20 protein-coding genes, 1 tRNA gene and 2 pseudogenes are annotated in these 26,193 nt (G+C 65.3%); 10 read left to right on the top strand and 13 right to left on the bottom strand.

Going from position 1 to position 26,193, the window contains the following annotated elements:
• Window positions 1-79 precede the first annotated feature (79 nt).
• On the bottom strand, window positions 80-280 hold the full coding sequence (locus IEY88_RS08585; RefSeq protein WP_189154066.1) for a hypothetical protein: 201 nt from the start codon (window positions 278-280) through the stop codon (window positions 80-82).
• Between the two features lie 414 nt (window positions 281-694).
• Between IEY88_RS08585 and IEY88_RS08580 the strand changes: the two genes are divergently transcribed.
• The 6 genes and pseudogenes from IEY88_RS08580 (at window position 695) to IEY88_RS08555 (ending at window position 7,255) form a co-directional block, all read left to right on the top strand.
• The gene (locus tag IEY88_RS08580; protein WP_189154065.1) at window positions 695-1,564 is read left to right on the top strand and encodes a hypothetical protein; all 870 of its coding nucleotides are present in this window, start codon (window positions 695-697) and stop codon (window positions 1,562-1,564) included.
• Window positions 1,565-1,656: 92 nt separating this feature from the next.
• Window positions 1,657-1,851, top strand: a pseudogene (locus tag IEY88_RS08575) (hypothetical protein); the annotation flags it as partial.
• A 234-nt stretch (window positions 1,852-2,085) separates the two neighbouring features.
• Window positions 2,086-2,724, top strand: coding sequence for a hypothetical protein (locus IEY88_RS08570; RefSeq protein WP_229693189.1), 639 nt, complete (start codon window positions 2,086-2,088; stop codon window positions 2,722-2,724).
• Between the two features lie 5 nt (window positions 2,725-2,729).
• Window positions 2,730-3,584, top strand: coding sequence for a hypothetical protein (locus tag IEY88_RS08565; RefSeq protein ID WP_189154064.1), 855 nt, complete (start codon window positions 2,730-2,732; stop codon window positions 3,582-3,584).
• Window positions 3,585-3,750: 166 nt separating this feature from the next.
• Complete coding sequence (locus IEY88_RS44085) at window positions 3,751-4,548, top strand: HNH endonuclease (protein WP_229693188.1); 798 nt, start codon at window positions 3,751-3,753, stop codon at window positions 4,546-4,548.
• A 361-nt stretch (window positions 4,549-4,909) separates the two neighbouring features.
• Window positions 4,910-7,255, top strand: a complete 2,346-nt coding sequence (locus IEY88_RS08555) for a DNA/RNA helicase domain-containing protein (RefSeq protein ID WP_189154063.1) — start codon at window positions 4,910-4,912, stop codon at window positions 7,253-7,255.
• A 207-nt stretch (window positions 7,256-7,462) separates the two neighbouring features.
• On the opposite strand, the gene IEY88_RS08550 is transcribed toward IEY88_RS08555, so the two are convergent.
• The 4 genes from IEY88_RS08550 to IEY88_RS08535 all read right to left on the bottom strand — a co-directional run bounded on the left by IEY88_RS08550 (window position 7,463) and on the right by IEY88_RS08535 (window position 10,798).
• The gene (locus IEY88_RS08550; protein ID WP_189154062.1) at window positions 7,463-7,951 is read right to left on the bottom strand and encodes an ImmA/IrrE family metallo-endopeptidase; all 489 of its coding nucleotides are present in this window, start codon (window positions 7,949-7,951) and stop codon (window positions 7,463-7,465) included.
• Between the two features lie 653 nt (window positions 7,952-8,604).
• Entirely contained in the window at window positions 8,605-9,624 is a 1,020-nt protein-coding gene (locus IEY88_RS08545; protein WP_229693187.1) for a TrbL/VirB6 family protein, read from the bottom strand.
• Window positions 9,625-9,626: 2 nt separating this feature from the next.
• Entirely contained in the window at window positions 9,627-9,914 is a 288-nt protein-coding gene (locus IEY88_RS08540; RefSeq protein ID WP_308425966.1) for a pilin, read from the bottom strand.
• Between the two features lie 95 nt (window positions 9,915-10,009).
• Window positions 10,010-10,798 carry a hypothetical protein gene (locus tag IEY88_RS08535; RefSeq protein ID WP_189154061.1) on the bottom strand — a complete coding sequence of 263 codons (789 nt, stop codon included), beginning with the start codon at window positions 10,796-10,798 and terminating at the stop codon, window positions 10,010-10,012.
• Between the two features lie 579 nt (window positions 10,799-11,377).
• On the opposite strand from IEY88_RS08535, the gene IEY88_RS08530 reads away from it, so the two are divergent.
• Window positions 11,378-12,157: a hypothetical protein gene (locus IEY88_RS08530; RefSeq protein WP_189154060.1), complete on the top strand. Its 780-nt coding sequence runs from the start codon at window positions 11,378-11,380 to the stop codon at window positions 12,155-12,157.
• Window positions 12,150-12,983: a DNA methyltransferase gene (locus IEY88_RS08525; protein WP_189154059.1), complete on the top strand. Its 834-nt coding sequence runs from the start codon at window positions 12,150-12,152 to the stop codon at window positions 12,981-12,983. The genes IEY88_RS08530 and IEY88_RS08525 overlap by 8 nt, the downstream gene beginning before the upstream one ends.
• 87 nt (window positions 12,984-13,070) lie before the next feature.
• Here IEY88_RS08525 and IEY88_RS08520 read toward each other — a convergent pair whose 3' ends face one another.
• The 3 genes from IEY88_RS08520 to IEY88_RS44080 form a co-directional block, all read right to left on the bottom strand.
• On the bottom strand, window positions 13,071-13,526 hold the full coding sequence (locus tag IEY88_RS08520; protein ID WP_189154058.1) for a hypothetical protein: 456 nt from the start codon (window positions 13,524-13,526) through the stop codon (window positions 13,071-13,073).
• Window positions 13,527-13,595: 69 nt separating this feature from the next.
• On the bottom strand, window positions 13,596-13,895 hold the full coding sequence (locus IEY88_RS08515; RefSeq protein WP_229693185.1) for a helix-turn-helix domain-containing protein: 300 nt from the start codon (window positions 13,893-13,895) through the stop codon (window positions 13,596-13,598).
• 125 nt (window positions 13,896-14,020) lie between these two features.
• Window positions 14,021-14,911, bottom strand: a complete 891-nt coding sequence (locus tag IEY88_RS44080; protein WP_229693184.1) for a hypothetical protein — start codon at window positions 14,909-14,911, stop codon at window positions 14,021-14,023.
• Here IEY88_RS44080 and IEY88_RS45435 point away from each other — a divergent pair.
• Window positions 14,906-15,187, top strand: a pseudogene (locus IEY88_RS45435) (recombinase family protein); the annotation flags it as partial. The gene IEY88_RS44080 and the pseudogene IEY88_RS45435 sit on opposite strands and share 6 nt — an antisense overlap.
• Window positions 15,188-16,022: 835 nt before the next feature.
• On the opposite strand, the gene IEY88_RS08505 reads toward IEY88_RS45435, so the two are convergent.
• Window positions 16,023-16,097, bottom strand: a tRNA-Arg gene (locus IEY88_RS08505).
• A 149-nt stretch (window positions 16,098-16,246) separates the two neighbouring features.
• Here IEY88_RS08505 and IEY88_RS08500 point away from each other — a divergent pair.
• Window positions 16,247-17,155 (top strand): cation diffusion facilitator family transporter, encoded by a 909-nt coding sequence (locus IEY88_RS08500; RefSeq protein ID WP_189154057.1) that lies wholly within the window; start codon window positions 16,247-16,249, stop codon window positions 17,153-17,155.
• A gap of 262 nt (window positions 17,156-17,417) precedes the next feature.
• On the opposite strand, the gene IEY88_RS08495 is transcribed toward IEY88_RS08500, so the two are convergent.
• From IEY88_RS08495 to IEY88_RS08480, 4 genes are all read right to left on the bottom strand, one after another.
• Window positions 17,418-21,650 (bottom strand): GH92 family glycosyl hydrolase, encoded by a 4,233-nt coding sequence (locus tag IEY88_RS08495; RefSeq protein ID WP_189154056.1) that lies wholly within the window; start codon window positions 21,648-21,650, stop codon window positions 17,418-17,420.
• Window positions 21,651-22,439: 789 nt separating this feature from the next.
• Window positions 22,440-24,314 (bottom strand): acyl-CoA dehydrogenase family protein, encoded by a 1,875-nt coding sequence (locus IEY88_RS08490; RefSeq protein ID WP_189154055.1) that lies wholly within the window; start codon window positions 24,312-24,314, stop codon window positions 22,440-22,442.
• A 351-nt stretch (window positions 24,315-24,665) separates the two neighbouring features.
• Window positions 24,666-25,355, bottom strand: coding sequence for a DUF305 domain-containing protein (locus IEY88_RS08485; protein ID WP_189154054.1), 690 nt, complete (start codon window positions 25,353-25,355; stop codon window positions 24,666-24,668).
• A complete protein-coding gene (locus IEY88_RS08480) occupies window positions 25,355-26,182 on the bottom strand; it encodes a DUF3105 domain-containing protein (RefSeq protein WP_189154527.1) in 828 nt (275 codons plus the stop codon). The genes IEY88_RS08485 and IEY88_RS08480 overlap by 1 nt, the downstream gene beginning before the upstream one ends.
• Between the last annotated feature and the right edge of the window lie 11 nt (window positions 26,183-26,193).

The following is a 26,193-nucleotide window of genomic DNA, read 5'->3' as shown; positions in this document are numbered from 1 at the left end:
TCTGCAGCACAACAGCTTGATCGAGTTCTCAAGCGAGTGCCTTTGAGGCAAGGCAGGCCAAGGCACAGCCCGAGCGAGGTCAGGCCTGAGCCGTGCTGATCCGATGCAGGTAGCGATAGGCGCTGTTTCTTGGGTCGGACAGACCGTTCGGGATCGGCTCGCTGGCCTTGTTGACGGCGATACCGGCAGCGACCGAGCTCACCGCCGTAAGCACCGCAGGCGCGCCAGATACCACCAGTGCGGTGGCAGTGCTCCCGGTGGCGACGGCGACGGAGAACAACCTCCTGGACCAAACCGCGCAGCACCGCACGTCCCGGCAAACGCATCGCCTTCTTGACCCTAACCACGCAGGTTTCCATTCGTCCAGGCCATTGCGGCAGCGGTAAACAGGATCGGGATCCGATACCAGCAGTCGGCCTGCTTGGGCACGGGCAGCGTTCACCTGAACTGCGTCACAAAATCGGTAACCCCAGTGGTCCTGAGCCGGCTCGTAGGGGCAACGTGGCGATAGGAGCATCGAAGCAGGCGACCTCGCGTCCGCCATATTGCACACAACACTAGGGCGGAAGAGGACCGCATTGAGCGGGGTCAGTCGATCGATCTAAATTGCTGTCGCAGACCCGCGTTGGCGCGTTAGCTTGCGACAGGGATTCAACCGGACAGGCTGGGCGATTTCAGCGGGATGGAGGCACCGGTGTCATCGGCGTTGACCCAGGTAGGGACCATGCTCGCTTCGCGAGAAAGCCGGGCTTGCGGACTGTGCGGCCAGTTCCGGATGCCGACCAAGGCCCATGTGCCCCCGCAGGCGTCCGGCAACACCAGCGCTGTGAAGAGAGCTCCGGACGTCATCGATCAGGATGGCGTCCGCCGGCAGGGCAGGTGGTCGGGCGGCGGCATGTGGGTACGCGGCCTTTGCGGCAACTGCAACAGTCTGGCGGGAGGCTTGTACGACGAGGCATACGCCGATTTCGCCAGGCAAGTAACGCGGATGACGTCGCCGTTCGCCAAGCGAATACAGATCATCCGCAGCGAACCACCAGCGGTATTCTTCGCTCCCCAGTTGGTCGCCAAGTGCGTCCTCTACGGGATGTTCGGCATACATCCTCGGTTGCGGGTCCTCTTCCCAGAACTTGCCGACGACCTCGTGGACCAGGCCGAGTACATCCGCTGGCCCGGCAAAGTTGCCTTGAAGGTGGGTCTCACCACGCCTGCTGTTGACCGTCGCGGCCTGCTCACCAGCGGCGTGTCCATGATGAGAGTGCTGGGCCGACGTCTTGTTCACTTCCCGTTTGCAGAGATCGTCTTTCCGCCATTTGTGTGGGCCCTCGTGCCGATCGACATCACACCAGAACTGGGAGCGGACGACACCCAGTATCTGGCCGACGCCTCCAGTTGGGTCCGTTATTCCCGGGACCGCACGAGCGTCGATCTCCGATCTCTCACTCGAAACCTCCCTGCCTTCACTCATCCGATGCTGTCAGTCGAACGCGATTCGTGGACCGAGCTACACGGAGAGGCAGGGACGGATGCCGCACCCGTCTTGGTCCACGGAATGCTCCCCTGATCTCTGAGATTGGTCATGGTGTCGTCGTAGTGGGATGGGCCAGGGCGCGCAGGTCGCAGAAGATCGAAATGTTGCCGGAGACGAGGGCCCGGTGGGTGGCGCCGCTCGTCGCTCCTGAGGTGGACCTCTCGATCCTCGGCCTTCTGCTCGGTATTCGGCACCTCACGCTGGCCGGGGCCTCGCTCGAAGTTTTCCGGTCAGCGCGGCGGTTGTTGATGTTCGCAAGTGCGGTCACGCTGGCACTCAACGTCGCTGACTCGGTCGTCGCAGCTGAGTACGGCAAGGCGTGATCACAGAAGTAGCCTTGGAGGTTGGCGAGCTTCCGACGAACGTACTGGCTGTGCTGGCCAGAGGGGCGAGTCGATCACGCCGATGGCTTGGCCATCGCGGCGCAGCGCTGGCCAATAATGCGCGAAATTGTCGGTGTTGCGGTGCACAATCGCGGTAGGACGATCGAGTGTTTGGCGCTGGAGCAGGGCCAGCGAGTTCCGGATTGCTCATGTGCGAGAAAGGTGGTCCTAGTGGTTGAACTACACCCCTCGACTTACTTGCAGGCGGCGGCTTGGGTACCTGACGACGACCCCAAGCGCCCATGGGACGAGGCCGCGGATCTTGCTGCTGCCTGGATCTGGGAGCGAAGCAAGGTCGAAGGAGCTGTTCCGCTTCTAGTGACCAACACCCTCCAGAACGGCGTCGGCATCCCGAGCTTGGAGGACATCGCTAGCCGCGGTGGGCAGGCCACGCCGCAAGGCAAGCAGCGGTTCGGCCACGGCCCAGTGCTGGCGTATGTCCCATACGAGCGGGCGTTGAAGCTCGCACTCGATCTTGCACGAGGCTATTCGCTTGCAGTTGTGGAGACCGATAGTTTCTCCTTGACCGAGTGGGCTGCGGGGGCAGACGCCATCAATCTGCTTGACGGAAGCACGACCACGAGCGGCATGCCGGACGACGTCAAGGCCGACCTTGACCGCACGGTGTTCTTCGACGGCAACAACGGCTGGACAGGGCCGCACGAGAAGAAGAACGCCCTTGCTCATCTTGAGGCCCATGTGCGATCTGGCCGTCTGGCACCGGAGCAAGCTGCGTCTTATGTGCTCTCACAGGGTGTCTCCGACCGAGGAGCGAAGAGGCTGCGGGAACTGCTTGAGAGGTTGACATAGCAACCGTGCAAGAACTCTTTGACCGCGCGTTCGCGCGAATGGATCGCGTCGGCGGTAAGCGTGACGAGTTCGCTCAATGTTGGGCGAACTACATCTCGGTGCACCCGTGGGACGTTGATGTTCGCAGAGTCAGCTCCCACACGATGGAGATCTTTGCCGTCATGCGCGAGCCGGCGCCACACGAGCTGGCCCTGATCTTCTCCGAGTGGCTCGCCGCTTTGAGGGCGTCACTCGATAACGCTATCTACGCTCTGGCTGCCGCAACCACGGGCCAGAACCCACCGCCTCACGCTGGGCGCATCCAGTTCCCGATCTGCTCGACTCCAGAAGACTTCCGTGGCCAGGCCAACCGTCTCACGATGCTGCCCGCGCACGTCCTCACAGCCTTGGAGAAGGCGCAGCCCTACCAGTCTCCGTGGGGCCCTGAAAGCAATCTGACGTGGTGGGTCAACGAACTTGCCCGCAAAGATCGTCACCGCGAGCTGCATGTTGGACTTGGCCGCGTCGACGAGCACCGAGTCCGCATCTACCTACCGACCGGTGTCACCGCCGAGTTCGACAAGACCGTCGAGCCGTACAGCCATATTGAGCAAGAGTCGCTCATCGCCCGCCTTACTGTCAGCCGGACGCTGAGGCCAGGTGAGGTAACAGTGGATTGCACAGGTGTTGTTATCGCGCCGGAGATCCTTGCGTGGGCCGACTTCAAGCTGAACGGTCGACGCCAGTCACTCTTCGACCGGATGTTCTACACGGAGATGTACATCCGCAACCACATGGAGAACATGGCTTTGGAAGGAGGATCCGTTCCGCCTGGCGGATTCAGGACGTTCGACCCGTCCAAGCCGCAGAACGAGGAGTAGACCCGCGGACCGACGAACTGTTCAAGACCGAGCACCTGGCAGATCCGCCGGGCTTGGCCGCCGTGATCACCTGGAGATGTCGGTGCGGCCTACGGAACTCTCGTTCCGCACCGAGCTAGCCCGGCGTACCTATGGGGCGCGGGCGATCCACTGTGGGAAGTGAGTCATGCACGAGTCAGAGTCAGAGCCTGAGTCGGAGGAAAGCCTCATCGCCTTCCTGCGTGAGATGAGTTCCTACGATCCAGAGGGTGAATACTACGCGCTATCTCTCGGTGTGGATCATAGCGGAAAAATGTACTGGGGAAGTCAAGCGCATTGGGTGGGCTGGTCGACGCGCCGGGCGGGGTGGGAGATCCGAGAAGCGAGCCTCGTTTCGCCCCAGAAAATGTCAGAGCTATGGGATAGAGTCGATCGCCGCTGGGTTGTCGTGCACACGTTCGAGCATCTTTACTACTTCCTTCTTCTGGGTGGCAATGCATTGGTTGCCAAATCCTTGGCGGATGAGCACTTGTCGGACGTAGTCGGCCCGAGTGAGTGTCTGAAGGACGGTGGGCAGGTACACGTTGGGCGTAGTTTTATTGGGACTTCCAACCTAACGGACGAGGAAGTCATGCGTCGGGCGCCTAGTCGGAAACTTCGAGTCAGGGTGATGAAGCGAGATGGGCGTAAATGCAGAATCTGCGGACGCAGCCCGATGAATTACACCGACGTTGAGCTTGAGGTTCATCACATTATTCCCTGGCAAATGGGTGGACCCACATCCGAGGAAAACCTCGTAACCCTCTGTGGCACTTGCCATGACGGCCTGGATCCGCATTATGATCCAGACTTGCGTCGCATAGCGAAACTTCCGCATGCAATAGAAGGGCTTGATGGCTGCCGGAAAGAACATCAGGCCGATGTGAAACGATACCGGGAAAGAATCGAACAAGTCGGGCTTGTGCAATTCGGTTTCCCTGGTTGATTGGGGTCGATTTGGCGCGAATTGCGGGAGGGCGGCCCGTCATCTCTAAATCAATCGTTGTGTATGCCGCTTGGAGTCCAGACCGCTTGATCGTGGAGCACGACACGAGCCGGGGTCACGGCTGGTGATCCAATGACGTCGTAGGCTCTGCAGATGGTCAGCCAGCCTCGTGCCGGCGCGGGAAGCGTGGCAGGTTCTTCCGGTGACGGCGGTGTCGAGTATCGGCGCGGAGTCGCCGCGTACGCGGTAGCTCATGGGTTGGTCAGCTCCCCGTTGCTGGGGCTGGACATCCCGCCGGCCTCGATCTCCGGGAAGTTGCGCAGAATTGTCAGACCCACAGGGCACACTGTCTGGAGTGTGGGTGTCGAGCAATCAGCTGGCCGGTGCTGCGGGTGAGGCATTGGTCAGCTTTCTTGTCCATCACGAGCTCGGCTGGGTGCTTCGCGACCAACGGCAGCTCGACGTGGGCATCGACGGGCAGATCGAGATCGTCGATGATGGCAAGGCCGCCGGCCTGCTGCTCGGTGCGCAGGTGAAGTCTGGCCCGAGTGTGTTCAAAGAGTCCGCGCCCGAAGGCTGGTACTACCGGCCCTCAAAGCGGGACAACGTCGACTACTGGCTGCGTTACCCAATGCCGGTCTTGCTCGTTCTAGCCGACAACGCGACCAAACGTGCGTACTGGCAGCTCGTGTCCACATGGACTCTGGTCAGCACAGGCATTGGATGGAAGATCCTGGTCCCTCGTGTCAACGAGCTGAACGCCAACGCGAAGGATGACTTGAGGGCACTGGCGACCAGCCAGCACACCGATCTCGCGTCGGACCTCGTGGCTCTTCTGCACAAGACAGCCCAGGAGAAAGTGACACCGCCCGACGAGACCGACGTGCCTGCCTCAGCAGCAAAGGCGCGCGGCAGAGCGGCGCTCCTGCTCAACGATCTGGAGGCGAATAGTCCAAGCGTGAGCGCGGACATCGACGGCAAGGGTGTGCGTGCACTGCTCACACAACTGGTCGGCGTCGGCTTCGGCCACCTCGATGTGCTGCTCGGCTACCGGCTCCCGAACAGTTCAGCATTGGTTGACGTCGTACTGTGCGGTACAGACCCATGCACGGCTGAGGCGATCTACGTGCTGGTGGAGTTGAAGGCGTGGGCGAATGCCCGGGCGCTGTTCGATGACCTGGTGCTTGCCGATGACAGTGCGCTCCCGACACTCCACCCTGTCGAACAGGTACGCCGCTATCGCGACTATCTCGTCCACGGCGGGCCAGGTCTGAAGCCTGAATCAGTGCACTGCCTCGCGTATCTCTACAACGCGCATGAGACTGCTATCGCGGGACTGAACGAGGACGGAGACGCTCCTCTGTACACAGTGGACACGGGAGCGCGGCTTGCTGAACAACTGCGGACTGTGTTCGACGCAGCGCCGTTGGCCGAGACTCAGATGGCGGCGGATCTGCTACTGGACTTGCGGCGCACACCCCCGAAGGCGTTTCTGAAGGCGGCGGCTGAGGAGATCCAGGGTCGCGAGCGGATCGTGCTGATGGACGAGCAGCAGGTCGCGTTCACGCTCGTGACCAACGCAGTTGAGCAGGCGGCCCTCTCGCACAGGAAGACGGTGGTCGTCGTTCTCGGCGGGCCTGGATCCGGCAAGAGCACGATCGCGATGAGCCTGTACGCGGAGCTGGCTCGGCGTGGCCAGAGGGTGTATCACGCTACGGGCTCACGCTCGTTCACGAGCAGCTTGCGTACACACATCGGCTTTGACAATCCGCAGGCAAGGGCGATGTTCAAGTACATCAACAACTTCACCGACACCGAGCCAGCATCGCTCGACGTGCTTCTCTGCGACGAAGCCCATCGTGTTCGGGAGTCGAGCGTCAGCCAGCACGGCGCTCGCGGTGCCTGGACACCGCGGTCACAGATGGAGGAACTAATCACAGCGGCCAGGGTGCCGGTCTTCTTCCTGGACGAGAATCAGATAGTGCACCCCGGTGAAACTGGATCGCTTGCGTCCATCACTGCTGCGGCGCAACGGCTTGGGCGAGATGTCGTGGCGATCCACCTGCGTGGCCATTTTCGCTCGCAGGTGCTCGATGCCTGGGTTGATGGGCTTCTGCGCCTCAACAGCCCGGTCCGGTCAACTCCCTGGTCGGAGATGGCAACCCGGTCGGACTGCGACGCGGTCGTCCACAGCGCGAACTCTCCTCAAGAGTTGGAGTCATGGCTGCGGTCCCGCCAAGAGAAGGAAGGCGGTATCGCGCGCATTACGGCTGGCTACTGCTGGACATGGAGCGATCCAATCACCGAGAACGGCACCACGATGCTTCTGCCAGACGTGCAGATCGGCGAATGGTCGCGCCCGTGGCACGCCAAACCGGGAAAGCCGGTTCCTGGCGTACCGCAGAGCGATTCCTGGGCGACCGACGAACGCGGTTTTGGCCAAGTTGGCGGCGTCTACATCACCCAGGGCGTCGACTACGACTGGGTCGGCGTGATCTTCGGGAACGACTTCGTTTGGCGGGGCGACCGCTGGGTCGCGCGTCGCAAGTACTCACACGACCCCGTTGTGAATAGGGCTGCGGAGAGCGACTTCACCCGGCTGATCCGTAATACCTACAGGGTGCTTCTCACCAGGGGAATACGTGGAGTTTGTGTCTACTCGGTTGACCAGCAAACCCAGGAGTACTTGCGGGCCATGGTCGGCTAGAACGCACACCGAGTCGTGCGGTGGTGCGAAGGTCACTTGGTGATGAAGTGCGTTGGGACACGCAGGCTGCAGTTGGTGGGAAGCGCTGGCGTGTAGGAGTTCCTGGTTGTGTAGGTGGTCACATTCCCGTTGGTCGGTCCGGCTCGTTTCAAGTCGGGTTGACCGTGGGGAGTCTGGATTTGCGTCAAGGTAAGGTCCTGGGGCTGGTTACCAGGCTTGCAAAAATTCGGTGACGTTCGGTGCGTCCTTGACCAGGGCGCTACGCCAGCTCAGCTTGCGGTCGTGTTGGAGTCGGCCCACGACGACGACTGGGTGCACGCTGGCCTGTTGAGCGACGTGTGTCAGCCAAGATTGAGTGATTCGATCAGGCAATGGCGGCAGGGGAGTATTGAGTGCCCAGTTTGCTGCGGTCTCGTTTGCCTGATCTTCCCGCTCTTTGCCGTGTGGGCTGTCTATGTCGATGATCGGCCCATGTTCGGTATGGCCGAGGGCGACGTGAGCGCACTCGTGAAGAATTGTGAATAGTACCTTGTCGAGACGCTGGCCGCGCCCTGAGATGCCGATTACCGGCGTGCCTTCCATCTTGAAGGAGGCGCCGTCGATTTTGCTCGCTGGAAAAGCGTCGATGTGCACGAGTCGGACGCCGGCTTCGGCAAATTTGGTGGGTAGGAGTGCAAAGTCCGCCGGATTGCGCACTTCGCTGCTTATGTTCGCGGCGAGCCTGATCAGCTTGTCGGGTGAGTCGGCGCAGCCGGTGCCGGCGGAGTTGCCGAACGGAACTGCAACTGGGGCGGCATCGAGGCCGCACGGACCGGCCGGGCCACCTTCGGCGCAGTGGTGCGGCGTCGAGGGCCGCCTGCGACCTGGAACTGCGGTGAGCTGCCGGGCTTGGGTCCTCGCCGTGGTGGAGCGACTGGAGCGTCCGGTGTTGCGGCGGAGCTGAACTCTGGCGTTGCTGACTCGAGAGTGGCCGGCACGACTGCGGGGTCGTGGACCGTCTGCTGGGGTTGCGGTTGCAGGAACTTCGGCTCCTGGGACGGAACGCGCGGGCGACGTGCGGCCCGCAAGCGCTCGGCGTCGTACGACTCCTTGAGGCGCCTGGCGACCATCTGCGGCGTGGAAGCGAATGGAGATTGGGTCGGCCACGGAGGATCCGCAGCGACAGGACGGCCAGCACCGCTGCTCGGCCGTGCAGTGGCACGGGCGCCAGCTGCCGCGGCTCGTCCACCACCGACCAACGCCATGGCTTTGCCGAACGCGAACGCGTAGGCCAGCCCGCCCAGGAACGAGCGACGCCCGCCACCGACGCCGACCTGTTTCATCACCCAGCCCGGGATCTTCACCAGGATTTAGATCAGCGCGATGAGGACGATCAGGTTGATGATGCCGTCCGACGTCGGCGCGCCGAAGAAGGTGAAGCCGCCGGGTTCCAGGAACACCTTGAGCGCCACGATCAGAGCGAGGCTCTGTCCAACCTGGATGCCGAGCACGCCGGCACCGGACCGCCAGAACCAGTGCGCGACACCTTCCAACTGCGGGAGGCCGTGACACATGAGCGCGAACGGTGCTCCTGCTAGCAGGAGCGCGGTGAGCGCGACCCGCACGACGTAGCCGATCAGCAACCCGATCAGCAGGATGGTGAGTGCGAGCGACAACAGCCCGGCGAACAACCCGCCGTCGATGACCGACCGGCTCACCAACGCCACGAACAACTCCGAGACCGCCTTGCCGGACGTTTGCGGATCGAGGCCGTCGCCGAGGACGGCCGACGACGCGGCGTTGGCGAACCGGATGGCCTGGTCGCCCAGCAGCAGGCTGAGGTTGGCGGCGAGGAAGCCCACGACCACGCGGGGCGCGATCTCCCGGATCGTGTATCGGGTCTGGAGACTCTGGTGGCCCATCACCAGGATTCCGGCGAGCAGCACCAGCAGGGAGTAGGCCGCGACGACGAACAACCGGGACTGCTCCCATATCTCCCCGATGCGGGGCAACTGGTCGAGCGTCGGCGTCGACAGCAAGGTGGTGCCGAGCATCTGCAACAGCCAGTTCAGCGACTCGCCGACCAACAGGTTGAGGAACGACGAGAAGCCCTCGTTCACACACGCCGACAGGTCGGTGATGCCGCACTCCGCACGTTCGACCGGAGGCAGCTGCGGGCTGACGCTCGGCGGCGTGGTGGTCGGCGCGGACGGTGACGTTGATGTGGTTGGAGGTGGCGTCGGCGCGGTGGGCGTCGGGGTGACGGGCTGCGCGGAGGCAGCTGTGGAGAAAGCGCACAGCAGGCCGACGACGATGCTCAGCACGGCCACGCCCGTGCGCCACCGCGGCGGTCGGCGTCCCATCGTCCGGGGCAGGATGCTGACGGCCATCGTCAGGCACCCACGATCCCTTTGAGGATCTCGACGACCAACGGCGCGAGCGCCGCCAGCCCGTAGCCCCAACCGGCCGACCTGAAAGCGGACTTGGCCTTCTCGACCTCGCCGGGGTCGTTGCCACCCATGATCCAGCGGGCACCGCCGATCGACAGGAACACCGTCGCCAGCAGAGCGAGGATGCCCATGATCCAGTTGCGGATGTTGGTGAGGACCTCGTCGACCGACTTGGCCAGGGCGACGATCGTCGTGTCCGCGTGCGCCGCCGACACGAACGTCAGAAGCACGAGGGCAACGGCTCCAGCAGCCAGTGCGACGCGCGACCAGTTCGTCGAACGGGAATGGCCCCGCTGCTGCGTTGTCGACTTTGGACCGTGAGCGTTCAGGCGCATTGGGACCCCTCCGAAGGCTGGGCTGCGTGCGGGTGTGTCCCGCAGCCCTGAACTCCGGAATTCGCGTCCGATTTGGACACGTGACCATGAACTGGCCGCTTCGAGTCGGACTCACTGGTGGCCACTGAGGGTGCAGAGGTCGGCTGCGAGAGAGCGACTGCGGCGGCCACCTGGTCCGTCAACGTGTCGGTCGGATCGGCCTCGGCAATGGCCTCGCGCAGGTAGTCGACCAGCCGGAGTTCGGCACGCTTGCGGGTCTTGTAGACCGCCCACTCGCTGAGTTCGTGCGCCGCTGCCCAATCCGCGACGGACACGTTCTCCAGTCGAGTCGCACCGATCAGCGCGGCCTCGGTCTGGGTCAGGACTCCGTCCGCGACCGCGCGGGCGAGCACCAGATCGGGGTGTCCCCAAGGTGCGTGCGGAGGCGTCGATCGGAAACCCGGCGCGATCGGAGTCGGACTCGACAACGCCTCGGACAGCGCGTGGTACCCCGACCGGCAGGCGGCCCAGCGCAGCCGCAGAATGATCCGCGGTGGACGCAGATCGACGGTCGACAATGCGGCGAGGAAGCCACGCAGTACCTCGGCGTGGACGTCGGCCGGATCGCCGGCGAACCGGTCCGAGAGCGTGGCCGCGACCGAGGTCAACGCGGGCAGCGCGACCCCCACGGCCGCGACGGTCCACGTCGCTCCTTCGGTTCGGGAACGCAGCACCAGGTGCGCCCACACCGCGTCCCGCGTCGCCTGCGAACAGCGCCGCGCCAGCAGCCGGTCCCGCACTCGTCCAACGAGATGTCCCGGTTCGGAAGCCCCGCGAAGGGCTTGCCGTTCAGCGAGACCGGGTGCGGTCCGGTGACCAGCCAGTTGAACGCGTCCCTCGCGATGTCCAGTGAGTTCGTAGCCATTTCAGGTCTCCTGTGGTGTCGAAGCGAAAGCAACGACGCCAGGAAGCCTCAGGCGATACCAAGGAAATATCGACCTGCTACTAGGTGGCGACTAGAAATTCTCGGCCGCTTACTAATGGACTGCTATGTCCAGTGTTCTGGTGCGGCGGTGGCGCGCTCGTCCGCAGCTGAGTCGGGCGTCTGAGCTGCGATTTAGTAGGAACTAAGTGCTGGTCCAGTGGTGCTGGAGCGCGTCGGCGGCGACGGAAGCGCTTGTCCAAAAATCGCGTGAAATTCGGAGTTAAGAGGTGTCAGCAGTTACGGCGATATCCGGCTGAGGAGAAACGCGATGACCCCGGCATGCAGCAACGGTTCCGCTGAAGGTGACTCAGAGAAGCCCGGTGACCAGCGCCCCTCGACCACACGGTTCCGGGGGCGTCGAACATCGCGAACGCGGCTTGCGCGTCGCAGCCCGGTGCAGGGACGCCCGAGCACCGTCTGGCCATGCGCCCAAGACGACTTCGGCGAAGGCACCGGCCTGCTCGCCGGCTGGCTGCTGACCGCCGTCGTGAAGGCCGTCACCACGTACACCCGACCCGGCCAACGGGTTCTTCTGCTCGAACCTGCGGAGCCGTGTCGGTCCGGTGCGTACGCGGGACTGCGCGAGGCCGCTTGGACCGTCGTCCGACTCGGTCGCGGCGTTCAGACGCAGACGGTCGTCGCGCGTTCCGAAGAGGACGAGCGACTCAGCGCAGAGTCCGGACACGGACTGGGAGCGTCCGTCGACAGTCCGACCTCTGATGGACTCGCCGGACTGCCGACGCCCGCCGAGTCCGGCGTGGATGGGTCTCGGCGGGGCCTCGGTCCGGACCGGTACGACCTCGTCGTCGCGGCAGCAGACCCGCGCACGCTCAGCTGGTTTCGGCCTACCGATTGGAGTTGTGTGCTCAGCCCCTCCGGCGTCCTCGCCGTGCTCACCCACGGCGACAGGGCGAGCCATCGACTCGCCGACCCGGCCAGCTCGTTGGTGCGAGCCGCTGACTCTGCGGGGCTGCTCTACCGCGACCGAATCGCCCTGCTGCGCTCGCCCGTTCGTGATGGCGCGCTCGTGGTGATGCCGCCGTTCGGCAATGTCAGTGCACGTACTTCGACAAGGCCACCCACGACACCTATTCGGCATGTACGGGTACACGAGGACCTCTTCGTGTTCGCCCGCCAGTCGGTCGCCGACGGCGAGGTGAGTGCCGATGCCTGACCGCCTTGTGGTTCCGCTGTCGGTCTGGCCGACCGGGCAGCATGACGCGCTCACGCAGGTGCGTGCGGCAGCCTGCGTGCCCGGTACAGAGACCGACACCGAACGAGTGCCACCTGCAGTCGCTGCTCACACGATCGCGACGTACACCCGCCCCGGTGACCTTGTGCTGGATCCGAACTGCGGCGCCGGCACCGTGCTGACCGAGGCGCTCCGCGCAGGGCGCCACGCAGTCGGACTCACCAGCAGCAATCGATGGTGGCCACTCGCGCGAGCCAACGTCACCGCAGCCAAGTCCATGGGGGCCTGGCGTGACGGATCCGTTCTCGACGCCCGTCCGACGGTTCTCGCGACCGTCCGGGCCGCCGGTCTGATCGGTCAGGTCGGACTGGTTCTGACCGCGCTCCGGACCCCGTCGAGGCGCCTGTCCGGCTCGGACCACGACCCGGACGAGTCTGCTCTGGCCGAGCTCGCCACGGCATTGCGTTGCTGCGAACCGCTCGTGCGCCAAGGTGGGTACGTCGTTGTCGTCGCGCGACCGAAGCGGTGCTCGGACGGCGCCCTCGTGGACCTGGCCAGCCAGCTCGACGCGGTCGGCACGGCGGCTGGGCTGGCGCTGATCGACAGGTGTGTCGCGCTCACCGCGGACCTGCGCGGTGAGCGCCTGCGCACTCGAGCATCTCTTGCTGAACGTCGAAGGTCTGCCAACTCGCGGGTGTCGCTCGTGGCCCATGACGAGGTGTTCGTCTTCCAGCTCTCGAACGACGCCGAGCTCGCTGTCGAGGCGGTCTGCGATATCGACGCTCGCGGCTGGAGGCGAGCGGCGTGACCACGCGGTCCTGCGGTGAAGACTTGTCCACCGTCGCGCCACCGATTGTGGACAAGTCTGTGGACAGGCCGAGGTTGTCTGTCGCGGCTAGATGTAGAACTTCGCTGAATTCGCCGCGTCAGTTCGGTCCGGCCGGGTGTGCCAGGTGACGATGATGTGGTCGGGCCTTCCCATGGCCTTGGACAGGATGTACTTGCGCGCATCCCCGGCCGGGAAGACTTCGAACTCGGTCTCGCCACGTGCCACCAGACGTTGGCCGTCGACATGTACTCCGTAGGCGCTGTCGGTTCCGTCGTTGCTCAGCACGTACGCGGCGTTGTTGTGGTGGACGAGGCTGAACCGGACTCGAAGCTTCTCGGCGTCGGCCACTTCGTCTGCTCGCCGTTCCTGCTCGATCCTGGCCATCTCGGCGGCCGAGTCTGCGGAGCGCTTCGCTTCCAAGGCGGACTTCTCCGCGGCCATCTTCTGTCCGCGGGCGTACCACACCGCACCCAAGGCGAAGAGCGCTGCGAGACACGAGATCACGAAGGAAGCGACCGTCATCCGGTCATGAAAGCACCGGCGCGTCTACCTGCCACCGACCAACACGCCTGCGGCGGTGGTGCGGTCAGGTCACTTACTCGTGGGCACCGGAGCGTCCACGCCGAACAGTTCGTTCGGCGTACACCTCAAGGCGGTGCACAGGGCTTGCAGCGTCTCCCACTTCACTTGGCTCGGCTGGTGGTTGAGCAGAGCGGACATCGACGCGGAGGAGATCTCAAAGCCGGCGCGCTCCTGCAACAGGCGAATCAGGTCCGCGCCCTTCCAGATCTCGCGCGTAGCCATGACCTGCCGGAGCTGCCAGCGGATCTGCACTCCCTCACGCCCTTCGTTGCGAGCCGTTCGCGCCCGCGTGAGCGCCGTCGTGTTCACGGCAGTTTCTCCGATCGCGGACGTTGAGCCGCGGGCGCGGTGGGGTGTGTTGCCGCCCAGCAGGTACTCCCTCTAGGCGAAAGCTGCCAAGTCGAGGTGATGGCTTGAATATGAAGGTGATACCTTCAGTTTTGAGGTTGACGACCGGGCATCGTGATGGCTAAGCCGTCGCGAGAGGTCCCGAACAGCGCCTCGCCGGTCAGGTTCGAGTTCGAGATCCGGCTGGCGGACGAGCGTGAGGTTCCAGCGCTTCGCCGCGAGCAGGTACGAGTTCTGCGGGAGGTGGCTGCGTGGGTAGCCCAGCAGCGATCCAAGAGTGGGCGGGGCCGCGACGAGTAGATCGCGAGCACCCGTTGTCGGGCCCTGCGGTCCGTGCCGACAACGGGCTCATCCGGGTTGCGTTCGCTGCTCGAACGTCCACGTACGACCAGCAGGACCCGACACTCTCCATCCCGCGGCAGCTCAACGGGTGCCACCGCGCGCTGCCGGACAACGCGGTCATAGTCGCGCACTTCTACGACATCGAGTCGGGCCGGAAGGACCTCGCCGCGCGCGGCCAAAGTCGTGCGCACGAGATGTTCGAGATCCCGGTGCCGCGCGATGGTGGCATCCACGACCTCCTTGAGGAAGCGGCTCGGCCGGACCGCCGGTTCGACGTCGTCATCTGCGAGGAGATCGGGCGGGTCGGCCGGCGGGCGTACATCTCCAACGAGATCGAGCGTCGCCTTGAGCAGCTCGGTGTGCGGCTGATCGCGGCGGACGAACCGTTCCAGCTCGGTGACGTCGGTCGCCGGGCGAAGACCGCTACGCAAGTGCTGACTCGGCGCGTCAAGCAGGGCGTCACCGAGTGGTACGTGCTGGAGATGCTCGAAAAGAGCTGGGACGGTTTCGAGACCCACACCCAGCAGGGCTACAACGTCGGCAAGGCTTGCTACGGCTTCCGGGCCGATCCCGTGCCGCACCCGGTCCCGGCCAAGCGAGCCAAGGGCATCAAGAAGACCCGGCTGCTGATGCACCCCATCGAGGGGCCTTGCGTCCAGCGGCAGTTCCAGTGGCGCACCACCGAGCGGCTGGGCTACCAGGCCATCGCGGATCGGCTCAACGAGGACCTCGCGCTCAACCCGCCGCCGACTCCGGTCGAGCCGGACCGGGCGGTCGGGTTCTGGACGTACTCCAGCGTGCGGGACATCCTGACGAACCCGAAGTACACGGGACACATGGTCTGGAACCGCCGGGCGCGTAAGGGTGCGGGCAAGAACAAGGTCAACCCGGTCTCCGAATGGGTCTGGTCGGTCGAGCCCACGCACGAGGCGCTCATCAGCCTGGAGACGTTCGTTCAGGCGCAGCAGGTGTCAGCTCGGCGTGAACGGTCGCGAACGAAGCCCGGTTTGAACCCCGCTCCGGAGTCGAAGCGGGTCTACCGCCTGCGCAGCTACACGTCCTGCGTGCACTGCCACCGGCGGCTGTTCGGCAACGCCAACCACGCCGGGACCGTCTACTACGGCTGCCAGCCCAAAAAGGCGTACCGGCCAGACGGGCACCCGCCGATGTTTCGCGTACGTGAGGACGAGCTGCTGATCGGCGTCAACAAGTTCTTGGCGCACGAAGTCTTCGGCCCGTACCGCCGCAGCCTGTTCGCCGCGGGCCGAGCCGACCAGGAGCAGGCCGCCACGAAGGAACGCGCGGACCGGATCGCGGCGATCGAGCGAGCGCTCCGTGAGAACCGAAGCAGGTCGACCAACCTGCTTCGCACCCTGGAGGTCGCCGCTGACGTGACCGACGAGTTCGTGCGGGACGTGAACAACCGGCGCGTCGAACTCCAGGCCGAACGAACCCGGCTGGAGGAGCAGCTGGAAGCCATCGAGGTCCAGGTTCGTGAGGCCGTGAATCCCGAGCTGCTCGACTACCTGCCCATTGCCGGGGTCGACCTCGACCTCCTGCCCGACGAGGTGTCGCGACCGCTGTTCGAGGCGCTTCGGCTAGAGATCCACTACGACTACGAAACGAGGACTGCGGTGTGTCGCATCACCCTGACCGGAGACACGGTCCTAGCAGCAGGAAGGGCCGCAACCGAGGCGGTTGCGGCCCTTCCGAAGCAACGCTCTGCTCGTAGTGAGCAGGTCTGCGTGGTGCCCCCGGCAGGATTCGAACCTGCGCTCCCGCCTCCGGAGGGCGGTGCTCTATCCCCTGAGCTACGGGGGCCGTAGCTACGTGGAAGATCCTAGCGCACCCACGCCACCGCGTTTCGCACCTACCCCCGATTCGTACGGAGCGTGGCCTCCATCACCCGATGCCGTGACGAGGAATACCCCGGATTGCACTCATGCGCATGTCGCTATATGTTCCGAAGCATGGGTCACGGGCATGGGCACGGATCGGCGAGCGCGAGCGGGCAGCACGTCGGCAAGCTGTGGATCGCGTTCGGCATCGGTGCGGTCTTCATGGTGGTGGAGTTCGTTGTCGGGTTCGCGACGTCCTCGCTCGCCCTGATCTCCGATGCCGCGCACATGCTGACCGACGTGCTCGGGGTGGGCATGGCCTTGGCCGCGATCATGGTCGCGCAGCGGGCTAGGGCCGGGAAGAACCGCACGTTCGGCTTCTACCGGGCCGAGGTGCTGGCCGCGCTGGCCAACGCCGTGCTCCTCTTCGGGGTGGCCGGGTACGTGATCTGGGAGGCCGTCGGGCGCTTCCAGGATCCGCCCAGTGTGCCTGGGTGGCCCGTTCTCGTCGCCGCTGCGGCCGGGCTTGCGGCGAACCTCGTGTCCTTCAGCGTCCTCAAGGAGGGTGCGAAGGACAGCATCAACGTCAAGGGCGCCTACCTTGAGGTGCTGGCCGACTTGATCGGGTCGGTGGGTGTGCTCATCTCGGCGATCGTCACGATCACTACCGGCTGGAAGTACGCGGATCCGATCATGGGTGTGCTGATCGGTGTCTGGGTGTTGCCGCGGACGTACAGCCTCGCCAAGAACGCGCTGCACATCCTGTTCCAGCACGCGCCGGAGCGGCTCGACGTGACGGAGATGCAGAGCGCTCTCACCGGGATTCCCGGGGTCACCGAGGCGCACGACCTGCACGTGTGGACGCTCACCAGCGGCATGGAGGTGTGTTCGGCGCACCTCGCGACGGCTGAGGACGCCGATCACGCGGTCGTGCTCAAGGAGGCGCAGGCGTTGCTGGCCACCAAGTACCACATCGAGCACGCCACGTTGCAGGTCGAGGGCGGCTCGTCAGCGCAGCGGTGCCGGGAGCTCAGCTGGTGAGCGGGGCAGGTCGCGGATCGCGTCCTTAGTGGACTGCGTTCCCGTTCGTGACGGAACGAGCGGCTCACGGGGTTGTGGCACGACGACCCGCACACGGCCTCGTTCGAACGGCACCACAACAGCCTCCCCAGACACCAAGCGTGAATAGCCACGATCTCATCGGAGTATGTCTGATGGGGATAGATCCTTTCAGGTGAACGGGAAAGGCCGCGCTCCGTGACGGAACGCGGCCTTTCCGGTGAGCACAAGGATCAGTTAGGCGTTACAGCCCAGCGCACTGTCCTGCCTTCGGACCTTTCACGTCGTTCGCGAAGCCGTTGTTCGACGGCGCCGGGTTGTTGCCCGTGCAGGACAACGGCCCGCCGACCGCGGTGGCCGCCACGACTGACCTGGTCTTGTTCGACGTCAGTGACACAGGGCCACCGACCGTGCTGTTCTCCAGGGCGACCTCGGTGGCGGAGCCGTGTACCGTCACCGGGCCGTTGACGCGGGCGCCGACCAGCACCACCGATGCCGCGTCCGCCGCGGACAGCGGGCCCTTGATCTCGCCGCCGAAGACGTACAGCGTCGCGCCGCGCGCGACCGTCACCGGGCCGTTGATCGTGGCTCCGTCCACATAGGTCACGCCCTTGACCTGCAGCGGACCGTTGACCGTGCCCGTCACCGTGGTGGTGGCGGCCGGCAGCGGCTTCGACATCAGCTCGAACTCGGCCAGCGTCACGTCGCCGGAGAACTCCAGCCGGTAGAAGTTGTACCGGCCCGGCGAGGCGATCTTGAACGAGCGCGTGTACTGCTGCCACTGGAAGTTCTCGGCGGAACGCTTGTCGACCGTCGACCATGTCTTGCCGTCGTAGGAGCCCTTCAGCTCCCACGCCGACGGTGACGTGCCCGTCTTGGCGTTGGTCAACGTGTAGAACTCCGCCTTCTCCTTCACGTCCGCGGCCTTGAAGTCGAACGAGCGGACCACCGCGGAGGTCGAGGAGTTGTTGTCTACCAGAGCAGCGGTGGACACACCGGAGGCGACGTCGCGCAACGGCGTCGGGACCGCGTCACCCGTGGTGATCGAGTCCGGGACATCCCCAGCGCCGGTGCCCCAGGCGGACGGCTTCGGGCCCATGTCGAAGTCGATCGTGGCACCGGCCGCGAGCACGTCGTGCGGCAGCGACGTCTTGTTCCACGCCTTGCCGTTGACCTTCACGCCCTGCACGTAGATGTTCTTCGCGTTGTTCTTGGGCGCGTTGATGACGAGCTTCTTGCCGTTCTCCAGCTTCACGGTCGCCTTGGTGAACAGCGGCGATCCGATCGCGTAGGCCGGCTTGCCCATCTGCAACGGGTAGAAGCCCAGCGACGAGAAGAGGTACCAGGCCGACATCTCGCCGTTGTCCTCGTCGCCCGCGTAGCCCTGGCCCTCCTGCGAGCCGACGTACAGGCGCGACAGGATCTCCCGCGTCTTCTCCGCCGTCTTCGCGGGCTTGCCCGCGTAGTTGTACATGTAGGCGATGTGGTGCGACGGCTGGTTGGAGTGGCCATACTGGCCCATCCGCACGTCCCGCGCCTCGATCATCTCGTGGATCACGCCGCCGTAGCCGCCGGGGAACTTCGCGGTCTCCGGGAGGGTGAAGAACGAGTCGAGCTTCTGCGCCAGCTTGTCCCGTCCGCCGTACAGGTTCGCGAGACCCTGTCCGTCGTGCGGCACCGTGAACGCCATGTTCCAGCCGTTCGTCTCGGTGTAGTCGTAGCGCCAGTCCTGCGGGTTGTACTTCGCCGGGTCCTCGACGCGCCACGAGCCGTCGACGTTGCGTCCCTGGAAGAAGTCGATCCGCTTGTCGAACGTCAGCACGTAGTTCTGGGCGCGGTTGAGGAAGTACTCGTACTCCTCCGCGTACCGCTTCTCGCCCGTCTTCTCGTGCAGCACCTTCGCCATCGACGCGATGCCGAAGTCGTTGAGGTAGCCCTCGATCGCCCACGACCACGCCTCGTGCAGCTGGTCGTTGCCGGTCCAGCCGAGGAAGATCGACCGGTCCATGCCCTTGCGGCCGACGTTGTTGCTCGGCGGCACGACGGACGCGTTCTTCACCGCGGCGTCGTAGGCCGCCTTGATGTCGAAGTTCGACACGCCCTTGAGGTAGGCGTCCGCGAACGCCACGTCGGAACTCGTGCCCGTCATCAGGTCCGCGTAACCGGGGGAGGACCAGCGCGAGATCCAGCCGCCGTCCTTGTACTGCTGGACGAAGCCCTCGGCCATCTCGCCCGCCTTGGACGGCGTGAACAACGAGTAGGCGGGCCAGGTCGTGCGGTAGGTGTCCCAGAACCCGTTGTTGACGTAGACCTTGCCGTCCACGATCTTCGCGCCGGTCCTGGTGGGAGTGCTCTCCCCGACCGGCGGCGACACCGGGGACGCGTACTGGATCTTGTCGCCGACCTTCTCGAAGCCCGAGTTCGGGTAGAGGTAGAGCCGGTACATGTTGGAGTACATCGTGATCAGCTGGTCCTCGGACGCGCCCTCGACCGTGATGATGCCGAGGATCTTGTCCCACGCCGCCTGCGCGCGGTCGCGCACCGACTCGAACGTGTCCGAGCCGCTGACCTCCTGCTCCAGGTTCGAGCGGGCCTGGTCGACGGAGATCAGCGAGGTGGCGATCCGCAGCTCGACCGTCTTCTCGCCGAACGAGAAGTAGCCGCCCACGTTGTCCCGGCCCGCGCCGGTCAGCCGGCCGCTCGCCGTGACCGCCTTGTCGACCTTGCCGTAGACGAACAGGCGGGTCGCGCCGGTGGAGAGGCCGCTCTTGACGTCCGAGTAGCCCGTGACGACGCCGTTGGCCGCGTCGAGGGTGACACCACCGAGGTTGTTCACGTTGTCGAACACGAGGTTCTTCTGACCCTCGTCGTTGAACGTGAACCGGAAGACCGCGGCGTGGTCCGTCGGCGCGATCTCGGTCTTCATGCCGTTCTCGAACGTCACGCCGTAGTAGTGCGCTTTCGCGACCTCGTTGTCGTGCCGGAACGGCAGCGCACGCAGCGCGCGGTCCTGGGTCGGCGCGATGTTCGACGGCATGACCTGGAACGTCTGGCGGTCACCCATCCACGGGCTGGGCTCGTGGGACGTCGTGAACGCCTGCAGCGTCGGCAGGTTCTGCGCGTTGTTGCGCTGCGCATACTCGTACAGCCAGCTCTGCGAACCCGCGTTGGTCATCGGGGTCCAGAAGTTGAAGCCGTGCGGCACCGCGGTCGCCGGGAAGTTGTTGCCCCGCGAGAACGAGCCGTTCGAGTTCGTGCCACGCGTGGTCAGCACGTAGTCCGACGGCTTGGCGTACTGCTTGGTGACGACGTCGCCGATGCGGATGTCGTCGTACCAGGCGCCGAGGTCCGTCGGGCCCTTCGGGCCGTCGTAGGCGACCAGGATCCGCTTGATCGTCTTGCCGGCCGCGACCGTGCCGATCGTGGACGCCACCTTGTTCCACTGGTTGGCGTACAGGAACTTGCCCGCGCCCTGGCCCTGCGGCGACATCCCGGCGCCGTGCTGGTCGACGGCCTTGAGGTCGCTCAGGTACGTGCCGTCGGAGAACGCGAGGTCCACCGCCGAGTACGTGCTCGGGTAGTCCAGGTTGTCGGTGATGAACTCCGGGAAGATCATGTACGACAGCTCGGTCTTGGCGTTGACGGGCACGTCGACGTCGAAGACCTTGTTGTAGCTGTAGGCGCGGCCCTCGGTCGTGTGCCGGCCCTGGGTGCGGAACGCCTTGACGCCCGTCCAGCCGGCCCGCGACTTGGCCGTGTAGCCGCCCGTGGGGCCGTTGCCGACGACACTGCGCATGTTCGGCGCCGGCGGGTTCGTGGAGCCGTCGGAGAGCTGGACCTCGGCGAGCTGCACGATGTTCGTGGAGCCGTTGTTCAGCGTCACGTCGAGCTTGTAGTGCTGGAACGACTGCGGCGCCGCGATCTCGTAGGTCTTGGTCTGGAAGCGCTCGGCGAACGTCTCGCCGGTGCGGGTGTCGAGCACCGTCCAGTCGGTGCCGTTCGCCGAACCCTGCAGCGTCCAGTTCTTCGGGTCGCGCTCGGGGGAGTCGTTGGCCGAGGAGAGCGCGTACTTCTTGATCTCGCGGGCCTGGTCGAACTTGAAGGTCGCCCAGCCGGTGGTCGCGAAGACGAGCCACTTGGTGTTGACGCTGCCGTCGACGAGGTTCTCCTTCACCTCGCCCGAGTCCGCGTGCTCACCGTTGGCCTTGACCTCGACGACCTTGTCGGACACGTTGCCGGGGATGCCCGAGCCGTCCGAGCCGATCACGCCCGCCGACTTCGGGTTGCCCGACGCGTCGGTCTCGACGGTGTTGGACCACGACGGTTGTGGCTGACCGTCCTCAAAGGACGACGAAAAACCCACTCCTGGCTCCTCTGGTGCGGCGGCCGCATAGCCGTTGGTGACGCCGCTGACCAGTGTCGCAGTAATCGCAACGCTCAACAGGGTTGTGGTTCGTCTCTTGCGCAGGTGCCTCATTGCAACCCTTCCGCCGCCTGCCCCATTTGGGAGGGAGCGTTTCTGCACGTGACATCGTTGTCAAGGGAGCGGACGGGAATTGTCGTGCAACCTGTCTCTTCAACAGTTGCGGGCGGAGCCGGTGGATCAAGATCCAGAAGCGGCTGGTGAGCAACCGCAAGCCGCCAGAGGTGGGTACACCGGCGGGCGTGTGCGTGCTCAACCAACGCGCTGTGTTCGACCGGCTGCGCCATCTGGGCGGTCCGTCGTGGCCCGCTGGACGAGCGCAGCCGGTTGGCCGCCGCTCTGGTACGCACGGTGACCGAGCTGGTCGCCCGTGCCGTGGCGGATGCTGGGATCGCTCTCACGGACGTCGTGGTGAAGGTGGTCGGCAGCCTCCGGGGTGATCGATCAGCGCTCGCGGGTGGTGCGGCACGCGCCGCGGCTGCCGGGCTGGGAGTCCGCTTCGGACGTCCGCAGTGGACAGTTCGAGGCCGCGACGTCGGCGGGATTTTTTGCAGTGCTCTCCGGGGCCCTCGCGATGGGTCTCGAAGCTGCTCGTCAATTGGTCTGTGAAGTTACTCTCTGAGAGTAGTTGAGTACCCCTCACCTGGTAATTCACTCAATTGTCGCAACTGTTAACGGCGTTTTGTGGCTTAGCGTTACCGGCACCTCCACCTGGAGGGTTGTGTCCTTCCGTTGCAAGGGAGTCGGTAGGGGGATGCGGGGGACGTAGCCCCCTACCGGCCGTGCACTGGGCAGGTGCCGCGCCCGCACCACCATCAGCCTGCCCAGTGCAGCAACGGGGCGTCAGCGGGGTGTCGGCCGGTGGACGTTGTCCGCCGTTGAAGCGTGGTGCGTGGCATCCGCGATCCAGTTGCCGGGAGCGGACGTGTCGACCACGCCGTCCTCCAGCCACGTGTAGGCGCCGTCGAGGACCTGCTCGGCCAGCACCTGGTCGCTGTCGTCGGTGTTCGTCCACAGCTTCTCGAACAGCTCGTCCACGCGGATCCGCGCCTGCTTGGCGAACGCGTCCGCGAGCGCCTGCGCGTTGGGGTTCTTGTCCTGTGCGGCCCGCACGCACGCGGCGCTGATCGCGAACAGTTCGGCCCCGATGTCCACGATCCGGCTCAGGAACCGCTGCTTGCGCTCCATCTTCCCCTGCCACCGCGACATGGCGTAGAACGTCTGCCGCGCCAGCTTGCGCGCGGACCGTTCGACGAACCGCAGGTGCTTCGCGAGCGGTCCGAACTCCGTGTAGCCCACCGGGGTCAGGCCCTTGCCGACGACGAGCGTGGGCAGCCATTTGGCGTAGAACCCACCGGCCTTCGCCGCGGCCTTCACCTTCGCGTTGCGGTCGGCGTCCGGGTCGATGATGTCGCCGGCGACGGACAGGTGCGCGTCGACGGCCTCGCGGGCGATCAGCAGGTGCATGATCTCGGTCGAGCCCTCGAAGATGCGGTTGATGCGGAGGTCCCTGAGGACCTGCTCGGCCGCGATGCCGCGTTCGCCGCGCGCCGCCTGGCTCGCCGCGGTCTCGTACCCCCGCCCGCCGCGGATCTGCACCAGCTCGTCCGCCACCAGCCAGGCCTTCTCGCTCGCGTAGAGCTTCGCGAGGGCCGCCTCGATGCGGATGTCGTGCTTGCCCGCGTCAGCCAGCTCGGAACTGAGGTCCAGCACGGCTTCCAGCGCGTAGGCCGTGGCCGCGATGTAGGCGATCTTGCCCGCGACGGCCTCGTGCTTGCCGACCGGAAGGCCCCACTGGATGCGTTCGCCGGACCACTCGCGCGCGATCTTGAGGCACCACTTCGCACTCCCGGCGCAGAGGGCGGGAAGGCTCAGGCGGCCGGTGTTCAGGGTGGCCAGTGCGATCTTGAGGCCGGCGCCCTCCTTGCCGATGACGTTCTTCTTCGGCACCCGGACGTTGTGGAACCTCGTCACGCCGTTCTCCAGGCCCCGCAGGCCCATGAACGCGTTGCGGTTCTCGACCGTGATGCCCTCGGCGTCCGCTTCGACGACGAACGCCGTGATGCCCTTGCCCGGGACCTGGGCCATGACGACCAGCAGGTCGGCCACGACACCGTTGGTGGTCCACAGCTTGACGCCGTCGAGCACGTAGTCGTCGCCGTCCGGGGTGGCGATCGTGCCGAGGCGGGCGGGGTCGGAGCCGACGTCCGGTTCGGTCAGGAGGAACGCCGTGATCTCGCCTTTGGCGCATCTCGGCAGGAACTCCTGCTTCTGCTCCGGGCTGCCGAACATCGCGATCGGCTGCGGGACGCCGATGGACTGGTGGGCCGACAACATCGCGCCGATGGCGGGGTTCGCGGAGCCGACCAGCATCAGGGCCTTGTTGTAGTAGACCTGGGTCAGGCCGATGCCGCCGTACTCGGGCTTGATCTTCATGCCGAACGCGCCGAGGTCCTTGAGGCCCTTCAGGACATCGTCGGGGATCTGGGCGTCGCGTTCGATCACGGTGTTGTCGATGTGCGACTCGGTGAACTCGCGGAGCTTCTCGAGGAAGGCTTCGCCGCGGGCGCGGTCTTCGGCCGTGCCGCTCGGGTGGGGGTGGATCAGGTCGATGCGGAAGTGACCGAGGAAGAGCTCCTTGCCGAAGCTCGGTCGCTGCCAGCGGGTTTCCCGTGCTTGTTCGGCGACCTTCCTGGCCGCGCGCTCGTCGACGGTCATGGTTACCTCCCGGTAGGTGTGACCTACGTTACTCAGGGGTAGGAGGTTGTCCAGACGGCTGAGCGGGTCGGCTTTTGGTGGCTGGTGCCGGTTCCAGCGGGGTTGGTCGCGTACCTGGGGCACGGTTGCCTTGCGAGGGTGGGCACGCGGGTCATGACGGATCAAGGGCTAGCGATTGAGGCTTGACCTTGAGCCTCTGGCGGGATGCGTGCATTGCTGGTTGACCGGTTGACACCGCGCGCCGGGCTTGCGTCGAGGTTGGCTTGCGTTGGCGTGCAGTTGGTGCCCTGAACAAGCGAAAGGCCGCCCCCGTCTGGGAACGGCCCTTCGCAAGCGACTCAACGGCTATGGCTACGGCAGCGGTGCGGCTCCGCGCTTCGCCAGGTAGTCCTTCATCAGCTCGGTCTCGGCGGACTGCGACTTCAGCATGTTGTCGGACAGTGTCCGCACGAACGTCTGACCGGCGGCTGTCGAGGCGTACTCGGCCATCGGGGCGCCGCCCATGTGGTGGCGCAGCATCAGCTGCAGCCAGTACACGTCGAACCCGTCTCCGGCCGGCATCGTGCGCAGCTTGGTCAGCTCGTCGGTCGTGGCCATGCCGGGCATGATCGGCTTGCCGGCCTCGGGAGTCGTGGCGCCGTGGCCGTGCACTCCCGCGGCGTCCATCCACTTCATGTAGACGCCGGAGATGTTCTGCTCGTGCTCGTTCCACATCATCAGCCAGCCCTTCATCCGCCCCACCTGTTCGAGCTGGGTGGAGGAGATGTCGAAGGCGAGCTGGCGGATCTCCGGGCTGGTCGAGCGGTCCCTGGCGATGTTCGCCATCTGGATGCCCTGCAGGTGGTGCATGGACATGTCCTGGCAGAAGCCCACGTCCACGGAGCCGGAGGCCGGGGCCGCGGCCCCGGAGGTGGAGCCGGGGAGCTTGACGAGCAGGCCCACCGCCGCGCCCAGCAGGAGGACGGCCAGGACGGCGGCGGTGATCACGAGGGTCCGAGCGACCCCGGAGGGGCGCTCGGACACGGTCTCGTCAGACGTCATCAGCTCGACGGGGGCGTCGAGGCTGAGCCCGACGGCGGCGTGCTGGGGTTCTGCTGCGGCTGGCCCTCGGTGACGGAGTCGTCCTTGCCGCCGTCCATCGGCACGGCGTCGGCGCCCGGCTTCTCGGCCACGAACGGGGCCGGGTTCGACAGGAACGCCGTGTTCTCGCACGACGCGCCGACCTCGGGGTAGGTGTTCGGGTTGCGCAGCAGCGAGGAGATGAACTGGTCGACGCGCTCGTCGTCGGCCTTCTCGAGCTTCAGCTGGTGGCCCCAGGACTGCAGCGAGATCGGCTTGTCGAGGCCGGGGAACGGCGACAGCATCATGTACGGGATGCCCTCGACCTTGGCCTTCAGCTTGGTGAGCGCGTCGTCCTTGACCTGGTCGGGGTTGTACGCGATCCAGACGGCGCCGTGCTCCAGGCCGTGGACCATGTTCTCCGTGCGGACGGCCTTGTCGTAGACGACGCCGGTGCAGTCGGCCCACTGGGCGTCGTGCGGGCCACCGAAGGCAGGAGTCTGGTCGTACGCGACGCGCTGGGTCGGCTCCACGTGGCGGGAGCCCTTGTACTCCTTGGTCACGATGCCCGCGAGCGCGGTCGACGGGTCCTTGTTCGTGTCCGAGGGCTTCCACTTGGCCAGGGCGGCCTCTTTGACGTTGTTCTCGTGGATCTGCATGTACGCATATCCGAAAACACCGCCCGCGAGGGCCAGCACAGCGATCACCGCGAGAATCGTGCCCCACGGCTTCGGCTTGCTCGCCACCACCGAGGAACGGGCTGCGGCCACGCTGTTGCGTGTGGCCTTCGTCTTCTTGCCGCTGGTCATGTCCGCCTCAG

Source organism: Lentzea pudingi (genome assembly GCF_014646255.1).
Lineage (GTDB): Bacteria > Actinomycetota > Actinomycetes > Mycobacteriales > Pseudonocardiaceae > Lentzea > Lentzea pudingi.
Note: the sequence above shows the minus strand (reverse complement) of the source record. Positions and strands in the feature narration are given on the sequence as shown.

Excerpts from the sequence above, each read along its gene's own strand:
- IEY88_RS44085 (WP_229693188.1), top strand. The coding sequence starts at position 3,751 with ATGCACGAGTCAGAGTCAGAGCCTGAGTCGGAGGAAAGCCTCATCGCC.
- IEY88_RS08545 (WP_229693187.1), bottom strand. The coding sequence starts at position 9,624 with ATGGCCGTCAGCATCCTGCCCCGGACGATGGGACGCCGACCGCCGCGG.
- IEY88_RS08525 (WP_189154059.1), top strand. The coding sequence starts at position 12,150 with ATGCCTGACCGCCTTGTGGTTCCGCTGTCGGTCTGGCCGACCGGGCAG.
- IEY88_RS08520 (WP_189154058.1), bottom strand. The coding sequence starts at position 13,526 with ATGACGGTCGCTTCCTTCGTGATCTCGTGTCTCGCAGCGCTCTTCGCC.
- IEY88_RS08500 (WP_189154057.1), top strand. The coding sequence starts at position 16,247 with ATGGGTCACGGGCATGGGCACGGATCGGCGAGCGCGAGCGGGCAGCAC.
- IEY88_RS08495 (WP_189154056.1), bottom strand. The coding sequence starts at position 21,650 with ATGAGGCACCTGCGCAAGAGACGAACCACAACCCTGTTGAGCGTTGCG.
- IEY88_RS08490 (WP_189154055.1), bottom strand. The coding sequence starts at position 24,314 with ATGACCGTCGACGAGCGCGCGGCCAGGAAGGTCGCCGAACAAGCACGG.
- IEY88_RS08485 (WP_189154054.1), bottom strand. The coding sequence starts at position 25,355 with ATGACGTCTGACGAGACCGTGTCCGAGCGCCCCTCCGGGGTCGCTCGG.
- IEY88_RS08480 (WP_189154527.1), bottom strand. The coding sequence starts at position 26,182 with ATGACCAGCGGCAAGAAGACGAAGGCCACACGCAACAGCGTGGCCGCA.